The sequence below is a fragment of the Brucella sp. NBRC 12953 genome (assembly GCF_040369775.1).
GTDB lineage: Bacteria > Pseudomonadota > Alphaproteobacteria > Rhizobiales > Rhizobiaceae > Brucella > Brucella pseudogrignonensis.
The window spans coordinates 1-14,561 of record NZ_BAABSV010000014.1 but is presented as its reverse complement, the minus strand read 5'-3'; the positions used below and the strand labels follow the sequence as shown (position 1 = coordinate 14,561).

Here is a 14,561-nt window from a genome sequence, read left to right as displayed (position 1 = left end):
ATGTCACACCAGCCTCTTCATCAAGTTGCCGATATCGTCCGCAGCAAGAATGCCGGCCCCTATCGCATCACCTTTGATATCATCTTCACGGACAAGGGGCGTTACCAGGCCGTGCGCGACAGTGGCGCGATCACCCCGCAGTCCGTCGCCAATGCCTATGGCCTTGATGTTGCGCAAATCTCCTCTTTCTTCAAGATCGATCAGGCCATGGCGATCAAAGTGACCATCAAACGCCCCATTGCACAGGGTGCGGCAGGGGATGGTGACATGTATGGTTGCCAACATCACGTCCCTCTGATGAACATTCTCGTACCACCAACCAATCTCAAGGGCGACAATGGCTAATTACATAGAGGTCACAAATCTTACCAAGCGTTATGCCGACTATGTCGCCTTGAACGATGTGTCCCTCGCCATTGCCGAGGGTGAGTTCCTGGCGCTTTTGGGGCCGAGCGGTTGTGGCAAGACCACGCTGCTCAGATCGATCGCCGGTTTTGTCGACAATGTTGCAGGTGAAATCCTCATCGACGGCAAATCCATGCGCGACCTACCCCCCAACAAGCGCCCGGTCAACACCGTGTTCCAGAACTATGCGCTGTTTCCGCATATGACAGTGGCCGACAATGTCGCCTATGGGCCGCGGCGCAACGGCGCCAGCCGCAAGGCGGCGGCCGAACGCGCCGATGAAAGTCTCACAACAGTGGGCATGCACGACTTCCGGCTGCGCTATCCCACCCAGCTTTCCGGCGGACAGCAGCAGCGCGTGGCACTCGCCAGAGCCATCGCCAACCGTCCCAAGGTATTGCTGCTCGATGAGCCGCTTGGCGCACTTGATCTTAAACTGCGCAAACAGATGCAGATCGAGCTGAAAGCGCTGCAACACCAGCTCGGAATGACCTTCATCTTCGTCACCCATGATCAGGAGGAAGCCCTGGTCATGGCCGATCGCATCGCGGTGATGGAAGCAGGCCGGATCGTGCAGGTTGGTTCGGGTCGCGATATCTATCACAAGCCAGCCACCCGCTATGTCGCCGATTTTATCGGCGATGCCAATCTGATCGAATGCCGGGTTGCCTCAGCTGGCCGGCTTGAAACGATCACTGGAAACATTGTCTTCGCCGCCGATGTTGCAGGGCCGGTTGGCCGTGCCGTGACCTATCTGGTCCGCCCGGAAGCGATCACGCTCAGCACCGACACGCTGACTGCCAGGCCGGAAAAAATCGGCGTCACCGCGACCATCCTCGACATCGTTTTCATTGGCAATGCCACCCGCGTCTATGCGCAGGCACAGGGTCAGGTGTTCATTTGCCAGTTTCCATCCTCGGTTCAACCCGCGAGCCTGCGCACCGGTCAAACCGTTGCGCTGCGCTGGAACAGCGATAGCGGACAGGTGTTGGCTTCATGAGAATAACAAACCTCTGGGCCCTCATCCTCATCGCCATCCCGCTCAGCTTCATGGCCGCATTCTTTCTGGTGCCATTCCTGTTCAGCGTGATCGCCAGCCTGCAGAACCCGCAAGGCGACTGGACGCTGGACAACTACCACAAGATCGTCGCGGACGGCTATTATCTGGGAATTTTCTACACCACATTCAAACTGTCGCTGATCGCCACTCTGCTGTCTTTCTTCATCGCCTATCCGATTGCCTATTACATCGTGAACATTGTGAAATCGCGTAATCTGCGGCGCTTTTGCTATGTTCTCGTCATCATGCCGCTGTTTACCAGCAATATCGTTCGCTCCTTCGGCTGGCTGATCCTGCTCGGACGCCAGGGGCTGGTCAATCAGGCGCTGATCGGTCTCGGCCTCGCCGACAGGCCGATCGGCATCCTGTTTACCGAAACCGCGGTGATTATCGGTCTCGCCTATATTCTGGTACCGTTCATGGTGCTGACAATCGCAGCCATCCTGCAGACCATTGACCGATCCCTGGTCGAAGCCTCGCTCGATCTGGGCAGCAGCCGCCTGGCCACTTTCTTCCATATCACGCTGCCGCTCAGCCTGCCGGGCGTCATCGCCGGATCGCTGATTGTCTTCACGCTCGCCGTCAGCGCCTATGTGGTGCCGGCAATCATGAGCGGTGGACGCGTGGTTGTCGCTGCCATGCCGATCTTCGACAATTACGCATCGCTGTTCAACTTCAATTTCGGGGCGGCGCTGGCGGTATCCCTGCTCGTCGTCACATTGATCCTCATCGCGCTCTACCTGCTGTTCATCGAACGGGGCAGCGCCAAAGCAGCGGGGCGGACATGAATATCATCGATCGCATTGCACGCTCCGGCGTCATCCTGATGGCCTGGGCAGGGCTTGTGTTCCTGACCCTGCCGCTTTTGATCATCATCGCCACCTCGTTTACCGAAACCCAGTTTCTTGCCTTTCCGCCGGTCGGATTCACCTTCAAATGGTATGGCGAATTTCTCAGGGACACCTCCTATCTTGAATCGATCTGGACGAGCATTGCCATCGCAGCCCTTGCCACCGTGCTGGCCATCAGCATCGGCATTCTGGCGGCTCTGGTGGTTTCGCGCAGCGAAATCCGCGGCAAACGCATCATCAGCACCGTGTTCATCGCACCTCTTATTCTTCCGACAATCGTCATCGGTGCCGCACTGCTGCAATATGCCAATGCGCTCGGCTTCGCCCGGAGTTTCTTGGCTCTCGTTATCGGCCATACGGTGATCGTTGTCCCCTATGTCCTGCGGACGGTGCTCGCCTCGCTGCAACGCTTCGACCGCTCGCTTGAAGAAGCCAGCCATGATCTTGGCGCAACGTCGGTCTCGACCTTCTTCCTGATTACCTTGCCGATCATCAAGCCAGGCGTGGTTGCCGGCGCCCTGTTCGCCTTCATCATCTCCTGGATCAATGTCGAACTATCGATCTTCAATGCCACAGCCGAGGTGATGCCGATCCCGGTCAAGCTGTTCAATTACGTGCAATATGCCGTGGATCCGATGTTGGCCGCGGTCTCGGCAACAACGATTTATGTGGCGATCATTGCCGTCGTCATCCTCGACGTGTTCGTCGGTCTCGACCGCGTCGCAGCCTCGCAAAAATAACAGGGTAAAAGGGAAACTCTCAATGTCATTTGGTTCAGGAAACGCTGAAGATACTTCAGCGCTGGGGGACATCCGCGTGCTCGAATTGGGATCGATGCTGGCCGGCCCCTTCGTCGGCTCCCTGCTCGGCGATTTTGGTGCGCAGGTCATCAAGGTCGAAAAGCCCGGCAAGCCGGATGCCCTGCGCGAGTGGCCGCCCCACAAGCAGGAGATACCATTGTGGTGGAAAACCATGGCGCGCAACAAGCATGCGGTGACACTGGACATCTCCCGGCCCGAGGCCCGGGGCATCGCCGAGAAACTGATCGGTGGCAGCGATATCGTCATCGAAAATTTCCGACCCGGCACCCTCGAACGCTGGGGGCTTTCTCCGCTCAAACTGCGCGAACAGTTCCCGCAGGTCATCTGGGTACGGGTCAGTGGCTGGGGGCAGACGGGTCCCAAGGCGCAGGAGGGTGGCTATGCCACCATTGCCGAAGCCTTCTCCGGGCTTTCTTCCTTCACCGGCTACCCTGAAAAAGGACCGATGGTCTCGGCTTTCCCGATGGGCGACTACCTGGCCGGAGTGTTCGGCGCATTCGGCGCCCTGGCAGCCCTGCACAGTCGTTCAAGGACCGGTTGCGGCCAGATCATCGACGTTGCGCTCTATGAACCAATCCTGCGCATCATCGAGTCACTGGTTGTGCGTTACGACCAGACGGGACGCGGCAAGCCGCTGTTGGGAAACCAGATGGAGGAAGATGTTCCGCGCAATGTCTATGCCACCGCCGATGGCGGGGCGATCGCCATCAGCTGCGGATCGCAAAGCATCTATGAAGGGCTTGCCAATGCCATGCAACGCAGCGACCTGATCCACGATCCGCGATTCCGCACCATGGCGCTGCGCGTGCAACACCGCGATCTCGTCGATCAAGAAGTTGCCGCCTGGATGCAAACCCAATCCACCCAGGCTGCCCTCGCCAAACTCCAGGAATTCAGGGTTGTGGCGGGCAAGATCAATTCGATCGAGGATGTGTTTGCCGAACCGCAGATCGCCGCCCGAAAAGCCATCGAGACAATCGTCGACAAAGAGCTAGGCCCCATCCGGATGCCCGCACCCACGCCCAGGCTCTCCGATACACCGGGGCGCATTCGCTGGACCGGACAGAACCCCGGCGACGCCAACCAACAAATTTTCGGCAGTCTGCTGGGTATGAGCAGCAGCGAAATCGACGCATTGCGCGCGCAAAACATCATGTGAGGGTAAGATGAAACGTGACAGTCAGATTGGCATCATTGGCTATGGTGCGACCGCTTATGAAAAAAAGACAAGCCGTTCACTGTTTTCCTTTCTCTCCGAGGCGGGTCGTGCCGCCGTGCAATGTGCGGGGCTGCAATTTGAAGATATTGACGGACTGGCTATCAGCTCGTTCGAGCTTCCACCCGACAATACGGTGACCACGGCCGAGCAATTTGGCATGTCCCTGTCCTGGGCCTATCTGGGTACGGCGGGCAGTGCCGGCCCGGTGGCCAGTATCATCAATGCCGTCCACGCCATCGAAAACGGGCAGGCGACCACCGTCTTGTGTCTTGCGGGCGATAATTATGACGTCGGTGGCCATTTCAAACTGATGGATAATTTCAGTCGCGGGCTGCGCAATTACGGCACTCCGCTGGGCTTTGGCGGCGCCAATGGCCTGTTTGCCATCATCCAGCGCAAACATATGGAAACCTATGGCACCCGCATTCAGGATCTGGGCCGCATATCGGTTGACCAACGCAAGAGCGCACAACACAATGAAGCCGCTTTGCTGCGCGGTCCCATGACCATTGACGATTATGTCAATGCCCGCATGATCGCCGATCCGCTCCGGCTCTATGACTGTGTCCTGCCCTGCGCCGGCGCCGAAGCGGTGGTTGTCACCACACTCGATCGCGCATCCCCGGGCAAAGGCGTGCGTGTGGTCACCGGTTATGAACGCCATAATCATCCAAAGATGGAAATCGCCCCCTTGAGAGGTGGCTGGGAAACCTTTGCCGGCAAACTATACGCGGATGCGGGCTATGGCCCCGGCGAGATGGATTTCGTGCAGCTTTATGACGACTACCCGATCATGGTTGCCATCCAGTTCGAAGACCTCGGCTTTTGCGCCAAGGGTGAGGTCAGCCAATTCCTTGCCGACAACAGTTTCCATTTCAATGGATCAGTACCGCTCAACACCGGGGGCGGCCAGCTGTCCTGCGGACAGGCCGGCATTGCCGGAGGGTTGTTGAGCGTCACGGAGGCCGTGCGTCAGCTCCGCGGTGAAGCAGGAGGGCGTCAGGTGGAAAAGGCCACACGCGGACTGGTGGCCGGTTATGGAATGGTCGGATATGGCCATGGTCTTTCCGCAAGCAGCATCATATTGGAGACAAGCCGATGACCCCTGTCTATGCGTACCCGGTTCCAACAGAAGATGACGACAATGCCGCCTTCCTGACAGCTTGGCGTGAAAGGGGTGAAGTCCTGCTGCAAAGGGCGGCGGTGGGCGGCAAGCCATTCTTTTATCCACGACCCATCTGCCCCTATACCGGTTCCGCGTCACTGGTGTCGATCACCGCAAGTGGCAAGGGCCGCATCCTGTCTTATTCGCTGGTATTACGACCCAACCATCCCGCCTTCAATGCCGAAGTACCGATCATCCTCGCGGAAGTCGAACTCGAGGAGGGCGCAACCCTGCTCGCACGCATCCTCTGCGCCAATCCCGATTTGATCCGAACCGGTCTTGTCGTGGAAACCCTGCCGCGCGCCGAGGCGGCCCGCTATCCTTTGCCCACCTTCCGGCTGAAGGACCCGGCCAATGCCTGACCCCGTTCGCCGCTACAGCGATGCCGAGGTGGCCTCACGGCTTGACTGGGCAGCACTCATTGATGCCCTGGCGGCCGCGTTCCAACGCGGGGGCGAAAGCCCGCCACGTCCCCATTACGATATCGGCGTCGCGGGTGAGGCCAACGCCACATTGCTGCTGATGCCCGCCTGGACGCAAGGTCACCATATCGGCCTTAAAACAGTCACCGTGTTTCCCGGCAATGCGGCGCGTGGCGCACCCAGCATCGCAGCACAATATCTGCTGTTCAGTGCAAGAAATGGCGCGCTGATTGCCCTGCTGGAGGCAGGGGAATTGACCGCACGGCGCACCGCGGCAGCTTCTGCCCTGGCAGCGCTCTATCTGTCACGCAAAGATGCAAGGCGCTTGCTCATTGTGGGAACGGGACGGCTGAGCAGCAATCTCGCCTTGGCCCATGCCACCGTGCGCAATTTCGAGGAAATTGCTATCTGGGGCCGCAATCCGCAGAAAGCGCGCGGCGTTGCCGATCATCTCCGCGCACAGGGCCTGCCGGCGCGCCCCGCCTGCGATCTGGAGAAAGAGGCACGCGCCGCCGATCTCATTTCCTGCTGCACCTTGTCCTGCGAGCCGCTGATCAAGGGGAGCTGGCTGAAGCCCGGCGCCCATCTTGATCTGGTCGGCGCCTTCACACCGCTTATGGCGGAAACCGATGATGAAGCGCTGCAAAGGGGAACGCTGTTTGTCGACACGCGCGCGGGGGCCTGTCACGAAGCCGGCGAAATCGTCCAGGCCATCCGGCGCGGGGCTATAAAACCCGACGACATCCAGGCCAGCCTTTGTGACCTTGTCAGCAAGGCCCATCCGGGACGAACCCACGCCGCACAGATCACAATATTCAAATCGGTCGGATGCTCGCTTGAAGATTTGGCCGCCGCCGAACTTTGTGTGGCCCGCGACAGCAGACCCTGCGCCGATGAACCCGCCTGAACAGCCAGCCTCCTCCAATGCCTCCGCGGCATGGGGGATCCCGCTGTTTTATGCCGTCGCCGTTCTGGCGCGCACGGCGGTGATTGTGGTCATTCCAACCCTGGCCTTCCGTCATTTCGACAATGCCAGCCTGGTCAGTGGCATCTATTTTATCGCCAGCCTGGGCGGGCTGGCGTTCAGCATGTTGCTGCCCGCGATCCTCAAAGCGATCGGCCCCTGGCGGCTGACGCTCGCTGGAAGCGCAATGGGCGTGTCGTCGGCCATGCTGTTCCTGCGATCCGACAGTGTCTCCATGCTCGCCGGCCTGTCAGCCTATCTGCTGATGGTGCAGCTGTTTGAAACCGTCTGCAATGTCTACGCGCTGCATATGATCCCAAGACGCGATCTGGCGCGCTTCGAACCGCGGCGCATGCTGATGGCAGGCGTTGCCTATGGCAGCGGTCCGGTCATCGGAATGACGCTGCTGCGCTACGGTTTTACATGGTCTCCCTTTCTCATCAGCGCCGCCTGTGCCATTCTCGCACCCGTGGTGCTGATTGTTCTGGTCGACGGCGTCCGCGAAGCTTTGCCCGCAGGCCCGGCACAACAACGGTCCGAACACGCAATCCGGCAGTTTCTGCGCCAGCCGCGGCTGCGCCTCGCCTGGATCCTGGCAATCGGAAGGGCTTCCTGGTGGCAGGTGTTCTTTGTCTATACGCCCATCCTTGTCATCACAGCAGGCTATGACGCCAGCTATACCGGCGCGATCACCGGTATCGCCTCAGGATTGCTGCTGCTCAGTCCCCTCTGGGGCATGTGGATGCGCAGTATCGGTCTGCGCCGCCATCTGACCATCGCCTATGCCACCTGCGGTATCGCCACCGCTGCCACCGGTCTGATCGCCGAATGGTCCTTGCCATGGGCAATGATCGCCCTGATGGCAGCCGCTCTGACGGCCAGTGGAATCGATAGCGCGGGCAATGCGCCTTTCCTGCGTTCGGTCAGACGACGCGACCGGCTGCAGATGGTGCCAATCTACAATACCTATCGCGAAATGTCGCAAATCGTGCCGGCCGCCGTCTTTACCCTCATTTTGATGTTTCAGGATGTTTCCCACGTTTTCCAATGGCTGGGCGTGAGCCTGATCGTACTGTCGCTTTACTGCAGGAATTTACCGCGCAGGGCATAAGTCGGCTCCAACTCTGCCGCGGCTGCCCCCGGCCTGACCGGCAAGCGCTGGACCCGCAGCGCATGCATCATCGTTGCGTGATCGCCTGCCGCGTTGCTGACCGTTGCCGATCTTAACCGCGGAGCGGCAGCGTCAACAGACACCATCAAGCAAGCTCGCGTCCGAGCAGGAAGGTCAGAATGGCGACGCCGCCGATCGCCACAAGATAGAGCAGCTTGTAGGGTATCGGCATCGGTAACTTCACTGCCAGATAGGCAAAGGGGCCACAGAGCATCACTGTAAACAGCGCGATCGATACGGTCAGCATGCAGGCAGTAACACAAAAATACGGCACGACTGCCGCGCGTCGAACCGTTGCTCACCCGATGCAAAAATTTCCATGGGATCAGATCTAGGCTATTTCAGTGCCGCACACAACCATCAGCGCGTTTGATTTGGGTAGACCGACTGCGAGACGACCCGCCAGAGTTGCCTGTTGAGTTTTCCACAAAGCCGGGGCCCGTGACCCATGCCGCGATGATTGCTGTATCATGAGTGCCGAGCGTCTCTGTCGGCAACGCGCTTTCATCATCGCAGGATCTCTGCTATGTTCCTTATTTGTTCGAGGCGACACGATCCGGTTTTTCATGAATGCAATCGACCCCACACCGCTGCGCAAGATCATCCATGTGGACATGGATGCCTTTTATGCATCGGTCGAACAACGCGACAATCCGCAGCTGCGCGGCAAACCTCTCGCCGTCGGGGGCGCAGCAGCCCGCGGTGTCGTGGCTGCCGCCAGCTATGAAGCGCGCAGCTTCGGCGTTCATTCCGCCATGCCCTCTGTGACCGCGGCGCGCAAATGTCCGGAGCTGATCTTCGTGAAGCCGCGTTTCGAGGTCTATCGCGCGGTCTCGCAGCAGATCAGGGAAATTTTCGCTCAGTACACGCCATTGATAGAACCCTTGTCGCTGGACGAAGCCTATCTCGACGTGACCGAGAATTTGAAGAATATGCCGATCGCAACCCATATCGCTGCCGAAATCCGTGCCAAGATCAAGCAAGTGACCGGCCTCAATGCTTCAGCAGGCATATCCTACAACAAGTTTCTGGCGAAGATGGCATCGGACCTCAACAAGCCGAACGGTCAGGCGGTGATCTCCCCAAAACAGGGACCGGCATTCGTCGCAAGCCTTGCCGTCAAGAAATTCCACGGTGTCGGGCCGGCGACCGCCGAAAAGATGTTGGGGCTGGGGATCAGGACCGGTGCCGACCTCAGGGCGCAATCGCTGCAATTCCTGACCCAGCATTTTGGCAAATCCGGACCCTATTTTCATGGAATCGCACGCGGATATGACGCGCGGCAGGTCCGTCCCGATCGGCCGCGGAAATCGCTTGGCGTCGAAGATACCTTTTTCCAGGATGTCGAGGATCTCGTTCCTGCCCTCGACCTGCTCAAGCCCTTGACCGAAAAGGTCTGGAAGGCGTGCCAGGCGAAAGGCATCAGCGGCAAGACCATCACCGTGAAAATAAAATATTCCGATTTCACACAAGCAACGCGCAGCAGGACCGCCGCGCGTCCCTTCACCAGCTGTCAGGAAATCATGGCGGCCGCAACCGCTCTACTTGCCAGCGTCTATCCGTTCCAGCGGGCGATCAGATTGCTCGGTGTCACCCTCTCCTCGCTTGTCACCGACGGCCTTGAAGACCAGCAGTCGCAGCTCGGTTTTGATTTATGACGGCGAACAAGCAAACAGGCGCGGCGCGCGCATCAGAACGCATCCGTGTCATTGATCTGGAGACCGCCGGAAACGGCAGCAATGATGTCTGCGAGATCGGTTGGCAGGATGTGGCGCTGAACGCGGATGGTCGCTGGGCGTTGACGGAACAACGCGGCGCTCGTTTCGTCAATCCGGGCCGTGCCATATCGGCTGAGACAATGGCCGTGCATCATATTCTGGACGCGCAGGTCGCCAATGCCCCGCACTGGAAAGAACTCGCACCGCTGATCCTGCGCAATGCGGGTGTCGCCGCTCTCGCAGCCCATCGCGCCGCTTTCGAACAGCGCTATTGCACGCCGCGGCTGACCGGCGGCCTTCCCTGGATATGCACCTGGAAATGCGCGCTGCGGCTGTGGCCTGAACTGCCGCGTTTTTCCAATCAGATGCTGCGCTATCAGCGGATGCCAGAAGGTCTGGTGCACGCGCTCGGATTGCCCGCTCATCGCGCCCTGCCCGATGCCTATGTGACCGCCCATCATCTGCGCGACATGCTGAACGCCGCATCGCTGCAACAGCTGCTCGCATGGAGCGCTGAACCCGGGCTTCTGCCGCGCGTCCCCTCGGGTCCGGATCGTGGCAAGGGCTGGGACCGGATAAGCACGGAGAGCCTCAACGCATTTCTACAGGACCGCGACGCCGATATCCGCTTCAGCGCCAGAACGGAACTGATCAGACGTGGGCAATTGCAGCGACCAGAAATCATCGCACCCCGACAAGGCTCGTTGTTATAAGCACACGCCTCGATGTGGTATCCGCGGAGTTCAAGCTTTTTCGAACCTCTGTCAGCCTCCGGTGATCCGCTATGACCCGGCTTGAGGCATGGCGCGCACGAAATCAATGAAGGCGCGCAGCGGCGACGGCACCAGACGCCGCCCCGGATAATAGAGAAAGGGACCCGAAAAGCGCAACCACCAGTCTTCCATGATCGGCGAAAGCGCGCCGCTGTGAAAATCCGGTCTCAACCAGTCTTCAAACAGATACAGAATGCCAAGCCCCGCCTTCGCCGCCGCGATCCCCAGATCGGTTGCCCCACCGGACTGCACAAGAAGGGGGCCTGAGGGCTCGATAAACACCACATCTCCATTGCGTTCAAATTCCCAAGCCGGGATCGCACGCCCCGCAAAACGACCGCGAATGCAATCATGGACCAGCAGATCCTGCGGCATTTTCGGCGTGCCGCGCGCGGCCAGATAGGTGGGTGAAGCCGCAAGCGCAAAGCGTTGCTCGCGCGGGCCGATTGGCACGGCAATCATGTCCTGCTCCAGACGCTCATCATAGCGTATCCCCGCGTCGCACCCGCTTTCGATGATGTCGACAAAGCTCTCATCGGTCACGATCTCCAGACGGATATCCGGATAGGCCACAAGAAACGCTGGCACGATATGCGGCAACACAAGCCGGGCTGCACTGGCTGGAACATTGAGCTTCAAAGATCCTGCAGCACGATCGCGATAACGTGTCACCTGGTCAAGCGCTGAACCGATCTCGGCGAAAGCCGGGCCCAGCCGTTCAATCAGCGTTCGTCCAGCCTCGGTTGGCAACACACTGCGGGTGGTGCGGTTGAGAAGACGCAGGCCGAGGTCACCTTCCAACCGTTTCACCGCATCACTGAGCGACGAGGAACTGCGTCCGCTCATCCGCGACGCCTCGCGGAAACCCCGTGCGCGCGCCACCAGTAGAAAAGCCTCAATATCCGCCATTTCCCGCATTGCATTTCTCCTGATCTGGCTGCGCATTGTCCGCCCGCGCGGACAACCCGTACAGATATTAGCGGATTGTTGCTTGAAAGTCCGAGGTTTACGGTCACGAAAGCAACAGGAGACAAAACCATGTCAGACACCCCGATCCCCACCACCTATGCGCTGGGTGGACAGCCGGTCTCGCGCATGGGCTACGGCGCCATGCAGCTTGCCGGCAAGGGCGCCTTCGGACCGCCGCGCGATCGCACCGAAGCCATTGCCGTGTTGCGTGAAGCAGTGGAGAGCGGCGTCAATCATATCGATACCAGTGATTTCTACGGCCCGCATGTTACCAACCAGATCATCCGGGAAGCCTTGCACCCCTATCCCGATCACCTGGTGATCGTCACCAAGGTCGGCGCCACACGCGGCACGGACGCGTCCTGGAATCCGGCTTTCTCAAGGGCCGACTTAACCCAGGCAGTCCATGACAATCTGCGCAATCTTGGTGTTGATGTTCTCGATGTCGTCAATCTGCGCGCCATGTTCTGTGTCCATGGACCCGCAGAAGGCGCATTGGAGGAACCGCTGAGCGTTCTCGCCGATCTCAAGCGTCAGGGCCTGATCCGAAATATCGGCCTGTCGAACGTCACGGCAAAGCAAATCGAGGACAGCAGCGCGGTAACCGAAGTCGCCTGCGTGCAGAACCAGTATAATCTGGTGCATCGGCTGGATGACAGCTTGATTGACAAGCTTGCAGCGCAGCACATCCCCTATGTTCCATTCTTTCCGCTCGGCGGATTTTCACCCATCCAGTCCTCGGCCCTCACCGCAGTCGCGGAAAGGCTTGCTGCCACGCCAATGCAAGTGGCCTTGTCCTGGCTGCTCAGGCGTGCACCCAATATCCTGCTGATCCCCGGCACCGCCTCACGACTGCATCTGCGCGAAAACATGGCAGCCCAGACGATCGAGCTGCCGCAAGATGCACTATCCGAACTCAACGCATTATCGGTGCAACCAGCCCCTGCCGCGCGAAGCTGAGCGTGAGCAACGGTTCAGCGCCGCTCCAGCCATTGCATGCAAGCCAAAAGCCTTTGTTCGATGCTCTCCATCGTTTCACTCTGCCTGCGGCAAGCCGTTTGAATAGGCTTCCATTTCCGTGGCAAAAACCCAGCCCTGCGGGCAGCCCGCCAGGGTCTTCTGATTGCCAGGCTGGCAATTCTTCATCGCAGCCTGAAACGTCTCCGCGAGCGGGCGTGGCTTGCTGCACAGCTCCTCGTCCTTGCATTGCGGTCCGTGATCCATCGGAAGCGCGATGACATAATATTCCTTATCACTCGACTGCACCTGGGCTGCCGCTTTGATGCATACCAATTGCTCAGGCGCCAGGCGCGCTTGCGTCTTCCCCGCACTGCCGGTTGTCGCAACATCCTTTCTCAGCGAAGCCGCCTTGTCGGCAATCCGGCCATAATAAGCGGCGATCGTGCAATCACCATAGATGCGCACATCATAGTAATCGCCACTGTCGACATTGCCGGCAATGCACTTATCCTTGTCGTTTGCATCGCAATCAATACCCGCCTCATGCTGCAGTTCGGCCCTTTGCTTATCGGTCAGATCGCCTGAATTGGCGGCAGCCGCCGCAGCTTGCGTCGCCGCTGAACCAGCCAGGCTCACAACCACTGCCATTGCTAGCGAGCATGTTTTCAAGCCGATCATTCTCCCACTCCATACCGATCTCTGAGCAACAATCGGCAGAACTGACCGTCCCGATCCGATCCATTGCGTTTGTTGAGAGGGCTTAAGCGAATCGAAGCCCTCGATGCGTGAACGATACTATGCCTTTAATTGATCAAGGGGACGACCGGTTTGTTGAAAAAGACCAGGCCCTCTGCGCCATGCCGGCTTAAATGGCTGCCACATTTTGCCCAACCAAGGCCAATTGATGCCGGTTACGCCCAGTTCGCACAGCGGTCGATTTTACAAAGCCACGAAGGCGCCGGCGTTTCATTTCATTTTCAACATCCGATCTTTCCCACTTAAACTGGCACAGGGGAACGGAAAGCATTGCGCAAGAAACAAGGTGCAGGCATATCCTCGCAGCAAGAGAGGATTAATCTCTCTCGCCTATGCAGAGCAACACCAGAGAATTTGAATGTGGGAGGATGTCGATGTTGTCAGATTTCATCATAGGATCAGCGGTCGGGTTGATCGTCATGATCGTGCATCTGCTCTCGACACTTTTGATCTATTACTTCGTCCATCTGATCGGCACGCGAATGAACGAACGGCGGGTATTGTTTCTGGTGATCTCCCTGATCGTGCTCTATCTGGTGCTGTTTCTCTGCGTCTGTCTGAGCGTGAGCATCTGGGCTTTGACCTATTATCAGATGGGTTTTGCCGGCAGATTCAGCGATGCGTTTTACACAGCCATGTTGAACTATACGACGCTCGGGCCTGGCGGATCTGCCGAAATCCTTAAAACGCGGCTGTTTGGACCGATGACTGCTGCCAGTGGAATCTTAATGTTTGGCTGGGCTGTCTCGCTGATGGTCTATATCATCCAGCTGCATCTGCCGGCGATCCTCAAGAACAAGTGGGGCGGCACGGCCGAGAGCTGATCGGATCCTCGCTCCCAAGCTTGGCATTATCGGCTGTTTGCTGGTGCTGCCGGCTCCCCCGGCGCTGTTCCTGTCTGCTGGCGGCCATTGGGGCTTGCCGCATCCTTGACAGGCTTAGAGGAAGAAGGGGCGCCCGGACTGGATTGCATGAAGCGTGTAAAGGAGACCGAGGCTCCACCAAGAAATGTCCAGGCCAGAAAAACCAGGATCAGCACCGCGCACAACACCAGTGTCAACCGAAGAATGTAGCCAAACAGCCGTGGCGCCTGGCCTGGTGTGTCACTGTGCCGATCCGACTTCCCATTCATCACCACACCTTCGAGAACAGCAAATATCCCATGACCACCGCCGCTATCTGGACTTGCCCTTATTTAGTGGAGAGGTTCTGTCACTAATTTGCGGTTTATCATCTCGAACTGGATCGGTGATTTATACCCGAGTGCAGAATGTCTGCGCACAGGATTATAGAAGCCGTCAATGTAT

The 14,561-nt window shown here is 58.6% G+C and carries 17 protein-coding genes; 13 read left to right on the top strand and 4 right to left on the bottom strand.

Translation table 11 applies throughout. From position 1 onward, the window contains the following. Genes ABWV94_RS22350 through ABWV94_RS22310 form a run of 9 tightly spaced genes read left to right on the top strand, consistent with a single transcriptional unit; the run spans window position 1 to window position 8,018 of the window. Window positions 1-345 carry a DUF4387 domain-containing protein gene (locus ABWV94_RS22350; protein WP_113496590.1) on the top strand — a complete coding sequence of 115 codons (345 nt, stop codon included), beginning with the start codon at window positions 1-3 and terminating at the stop codon, window positions 343-345. Beyond that, window positions 338-1,405: an ABC transporter ATP-binding protein gene (locus tag ABWV94_RS22345; protein ID WP_353415398.1), complete on the top strand. Its 1,068-nt coding sequence runs from the start codon at window positions 338-340 to the stop codon at window positions 1,403-1,405. Before ABWV94_RS22350 ends, ABWV94_RS22345 begins: the two co-directional genes overlap by 8 nt. Next, complete coding sequence (locus ABWV94_RS22340; protein ID WP_353415396.1) at window positions 1,402-2,253, top strand: ABC transporter permease; 852 nt, start codon at window positions 1,402-1,404, stop codon at window positions 2,251-2,253. Before ABWV94_RS22345 ends, ABWV94_RS22340 begins: the two co-directional genes overlap by 4 nt. Next, window positions 2,250-3,056 carry an ABC transporter permease gene (locus tag ABWV94_RS22335; protein ID WP_113496593.1) on the top strand — a complete coding sequence of 269 codons (807 nt, stop codon included), beginning with the start codon at window positions 2,250-2,252 and terminating at the stop codon, window positions 3,054-3,056. Before ABWV94_RS22340 ends, ABWV94_RS22335 begins: the two co-directional genes overlap by 4 nt. A gap of 22 nt (window positions 3,057-3,078) precedes the next feature. After that, complete coding sequence (locus ABWV94_RS22330; protein ID WP_353415395.1) at window positions 3,079-4,296, top strand: CaiB/BaiF CoA transferase family protein; 1,218 nt, start codon at window positions 3,079-3,081, stop codon at window positions 4,294-4,296. A gap of 7 nt (window positions 4,297-4,303) precedes the next feature. Then, entirely contained in the window at window positions 4,304-5,458 is a 1,155-nt protein-coding gene (locus ABWV94_RS22325; protein ID WP_353415394.1) for a thiolase family protein, read from the top strand. Then, window positions 5,455-5,883: a Zn-ribbon domain-containing OB-fold protein gene (locus ABWV94_RS22320; RefSeq protein WP_113496596.1), complete on the top strand. Its 429-nt coding sequence runs from the start codon at window positions 5,455-5,457 to the stop codon at window positions 5,881-5,883. The genes ABWV94_RS22325 and ABWV94_RS22320 overlap by 4 nt, the downstream gene beginning before the upstream one ends. Continuing rightward, entirely contained in the window at window positions 5,876-6,850 is a 975-nt protein-coding gene (gene lhpI / locus ABWV94_RS22315) for a bifunctional Delta(1)-pyrroline-2-carboxylate/Delta(1)-piperideine-2-carboxylate reductase (RefSeq protein ID WP_353415393.1), read from the top strand. Before ABWV94_RS22320 ends, lhpI begins: the two co-directional genes overlap by 8 nt. Further along, entirely contained in the window at window positions 6,837-8,018 is a 1,182-nt protein-coding gene (locus tag ABWV94_RS22310; protein WP_353415392.1) for an MFS transporter, read from the top strand. The genes lhpI and ABWV94_RS22310 overlap by 14 nt, the downstream gene beginning before the upstream one ends. Before the next feature lie 145 nt (window positions 8,019-8,163). On the opposite strand, the gene ABWV94_RS22305 is transcribed toward ABWV94_RS22310, so the two are convergent. After that, on the bottom strand, window positions 8,164-8,325 hold the full coding sequence (locus ABWV94_RS22305) for a hypothetical protein (protein ID WP_353415391.1): 162 nt from the start codon (window positions 8,323-8,325) through the stop codon (window positions 8,164-8,166). 319 nt (window positions 8,326-8,644) lie between these two features. On the opposite strand from ABWV94_RS22305, the gene dinB reads away from it, so the two are divergent. Continuing rightward, window positions 8,645-9,736 (top strand): DNA polymerase IV, encoded by a 1,092-nt coding sequence (gene dinB, locus ABWV94_RS22300; protein WP_353415390.1) that lies wholly within the window; start codon window positions 8,645-8,647, stop codon window positions 9,734-9,736. Beyond that, window positions 9,733-10,509, top strand: a complete 777-nt coding sequence (locus ABWV94_RS22295) for a DNA polymerase III subunit epsilon (RefSeq protein WP_353415389.1) — start codon at window positions 9,733-9,735, stop codon at window positions 10,507-10,509. The genes dinB and ABWV94_RS22295 overlap by 4 nt, the downstream gene beginning before the upstream one ends. 69 nt (window positions 10,510-10,578) lie before the next feature. Here the strand turns inward: ABWV94_RS22295 and ABWV94_RS22290 are convergent, their stop codons facing one another. Next, window positions 10,579-11,478, bottom strand: a complete 900-nt coding sequence (locus tag ABWV94_RS22290; protein WP_502905210.1) for a LysR family transcriptional regulator — start codon at window positions 11,476-11,478, stop codon at window positions 10,579-10,581. Window positions 11,479-11,607: 129 nt separating this feature from the next. On the opposite strand from ABWV94_RS22290, the gene ABWV94_RS22285 reads away from it, so the two are divergent. Next, entirely contained in the window at window positions 11,608-12,498 is an 891-nt protein-coding gene (locus ABWV94_RS22285) for an aldo/keto reductase family oxidoreductase (protein WP_353415387.1), read from the top strand. Window positions 12,499-12,573: 75 nt separating this feature from the next. Here the strand turns inward: ABWV94_RS22285 and ABWV94_RS22280 are convergent, their stop codons facing one another. Next, complete coding sequence (locus ABWV94_RS22280; protein WP_353415386.1) at window positions 12,574-13,176, bottom strand: hypothetical protein; 603 nt, start codon at window positions 13,174-13,176, stop codon at window positions 12,574-12,576. 452 nt (window positions 13,177-13,628) lie between these two features. Between ABWV94_RS22280 and ABWV94_RS22275 the strand changes: the two genes are divergently transcribed. After that, window positions 13,629-14,078, top strand: a complete 450-nt coding sequence (locus tag ABWV94_RS22275; RefSeq protein WP_113496603.1) for a hypothetical protein — start codon at window positions 13,629-13,631, stop codon at window positions 14,076-14,078. 26 nt (window positions 14,079-14,104) lie between these two features. Here the strand turns inward: ABWV94_RS22275 and ABWV94_RS22270 are convergent, their stop codons facing one another. Next, window positions 14,105-14,386: a hypothetical protein gene (locus ABWV94_RS22270; RefSeq protein ID WP_353415385.1), complete on the bottom strand. Its 282-nt coding sequence runs from the start codon at window positions 14,384-14,386 to the stop codon at window positions 14,105-14,107. Between the last annotated feature and the right edge of the window lie 175 nt (window positions 14,387-14,561).

Bases quoted from the DNA above. Each gene is read 5' to 3' on its own strand.
- ABWV94_RS22320 (WP_113496596.1), top strand. From the start codon at position 5,455: ATGACCCCTGTCTATGCGTACCCGGTTCCAACAGAAGATGACGACAAT.
- ABWV94_RS22290 (WP_502905210.1), bottom strand. From the start codon at position 11,478: ATGGCGGATATTGAGGCTTTTCTACTGGTGGCGCGCGCACGGGGTTTC.
- ABWV94_RS22270 (WP_353415385.1), bottom strand. From the start codon at position 14,386: ATGAATGGGAAGTCGGATCGGCACAGTGACACACCAGGCCAGGCGCCA.
- ABWV94_RS22325 (WP_353415394.1), top strand. From the start codon at position 4,304: ATGAAACGTGACAGTCAGATTGGCATCATTGGCTATGGTGCGACCGCT.
- ABWV94_RS22345 (WP_353415398.1), top strand. From the start codon at position 338: ATGGCTAATTACATAGAGGTCACAAATCTTACCAAGCGTTATGCCGAC.
- ABWV94_RS22330 (WP_353415395.1), top strand. From the start codon at position 3,079: ATGTCATTTGGTTCAGGAAACGCTGAAGATACTTCAGCGCTGGGGGAC.
- ABWV94_RS22275 (WP_113496603.1), top strand. From the start codon at position 13,629: ATGTTGTCAGATTTCATCATAGGATCAGCGGTCGGGTTGATCGTCATG.
- ABWV94_RS22285 (WP_353415387.1), top strand. From the start codon at position 11,608: ATGTCAGACACCCCGATCCCCACCACCTATGCGCTGGGTGGACAGCCG.
- ABWV94_RS22280 (WP_353415386.1), bottom strand. From the start codon at position 13,176: ATGATCGGCTTGAAAACATGCTCGCTAGCAATGGCAGTGGTTGTGAGC.
- ABWV94_RS22350 (WP_113496590.1), top strand. From the start codon at position 1: ATGTCACACCAGCCTCTTCATCAAGTTGCCGATATCGTCCGCAGCAAG.
- ABWV94_RS22310 (WP_353415392.1), top strand. From the start codon at position 6,837: ATGAACCCGCCTGAACAGCCAGCCTCCTCCAATGCCTCCGCGGCATGG.
- lhpI (WP_353415393.1), top strand. From the start codon at position 5,876: ATGCCTGACCCCGTTCGCCGCTACAGCGATGCCGAGGTGGCCTCACGG.
- ABWV94_RS22295 (WP_353415389.1), top strand. From the start codon at position 9,733: ATGACGGCGAACAAGCAAACAGGCGCGGCGCGCGCATCAGAACGCATC.
- ABWV94_RS22340 (WP_353415396.1), top strand. From the start codon at position 1,402: ATGAGAATAACAAACCTCTGGGCCCTCATCCTCATCGCCATCCCGCTC.
- dinB (WP_353415390.1), top strand. From the start codon at position 8,645: ATGAATGCAATCGACCCCACACCGCTGCGCAAGATCATCCATGTGGAC.
- ABWV94_RS22335 (WP_113496593.1), top strand. From the start codon at position 2,250: ATGAATATCATCGATCGCATTGCACGCTCCGGCGTCATCCTGATGGCC.
- ABWV94_RS22305 (WP_353415391.1), bottom strand. From the start codon at position 8,325: ATGCTGACCGTATCGATCGCGCTGTTTACAGTGATGCTCTGTGGCCCC.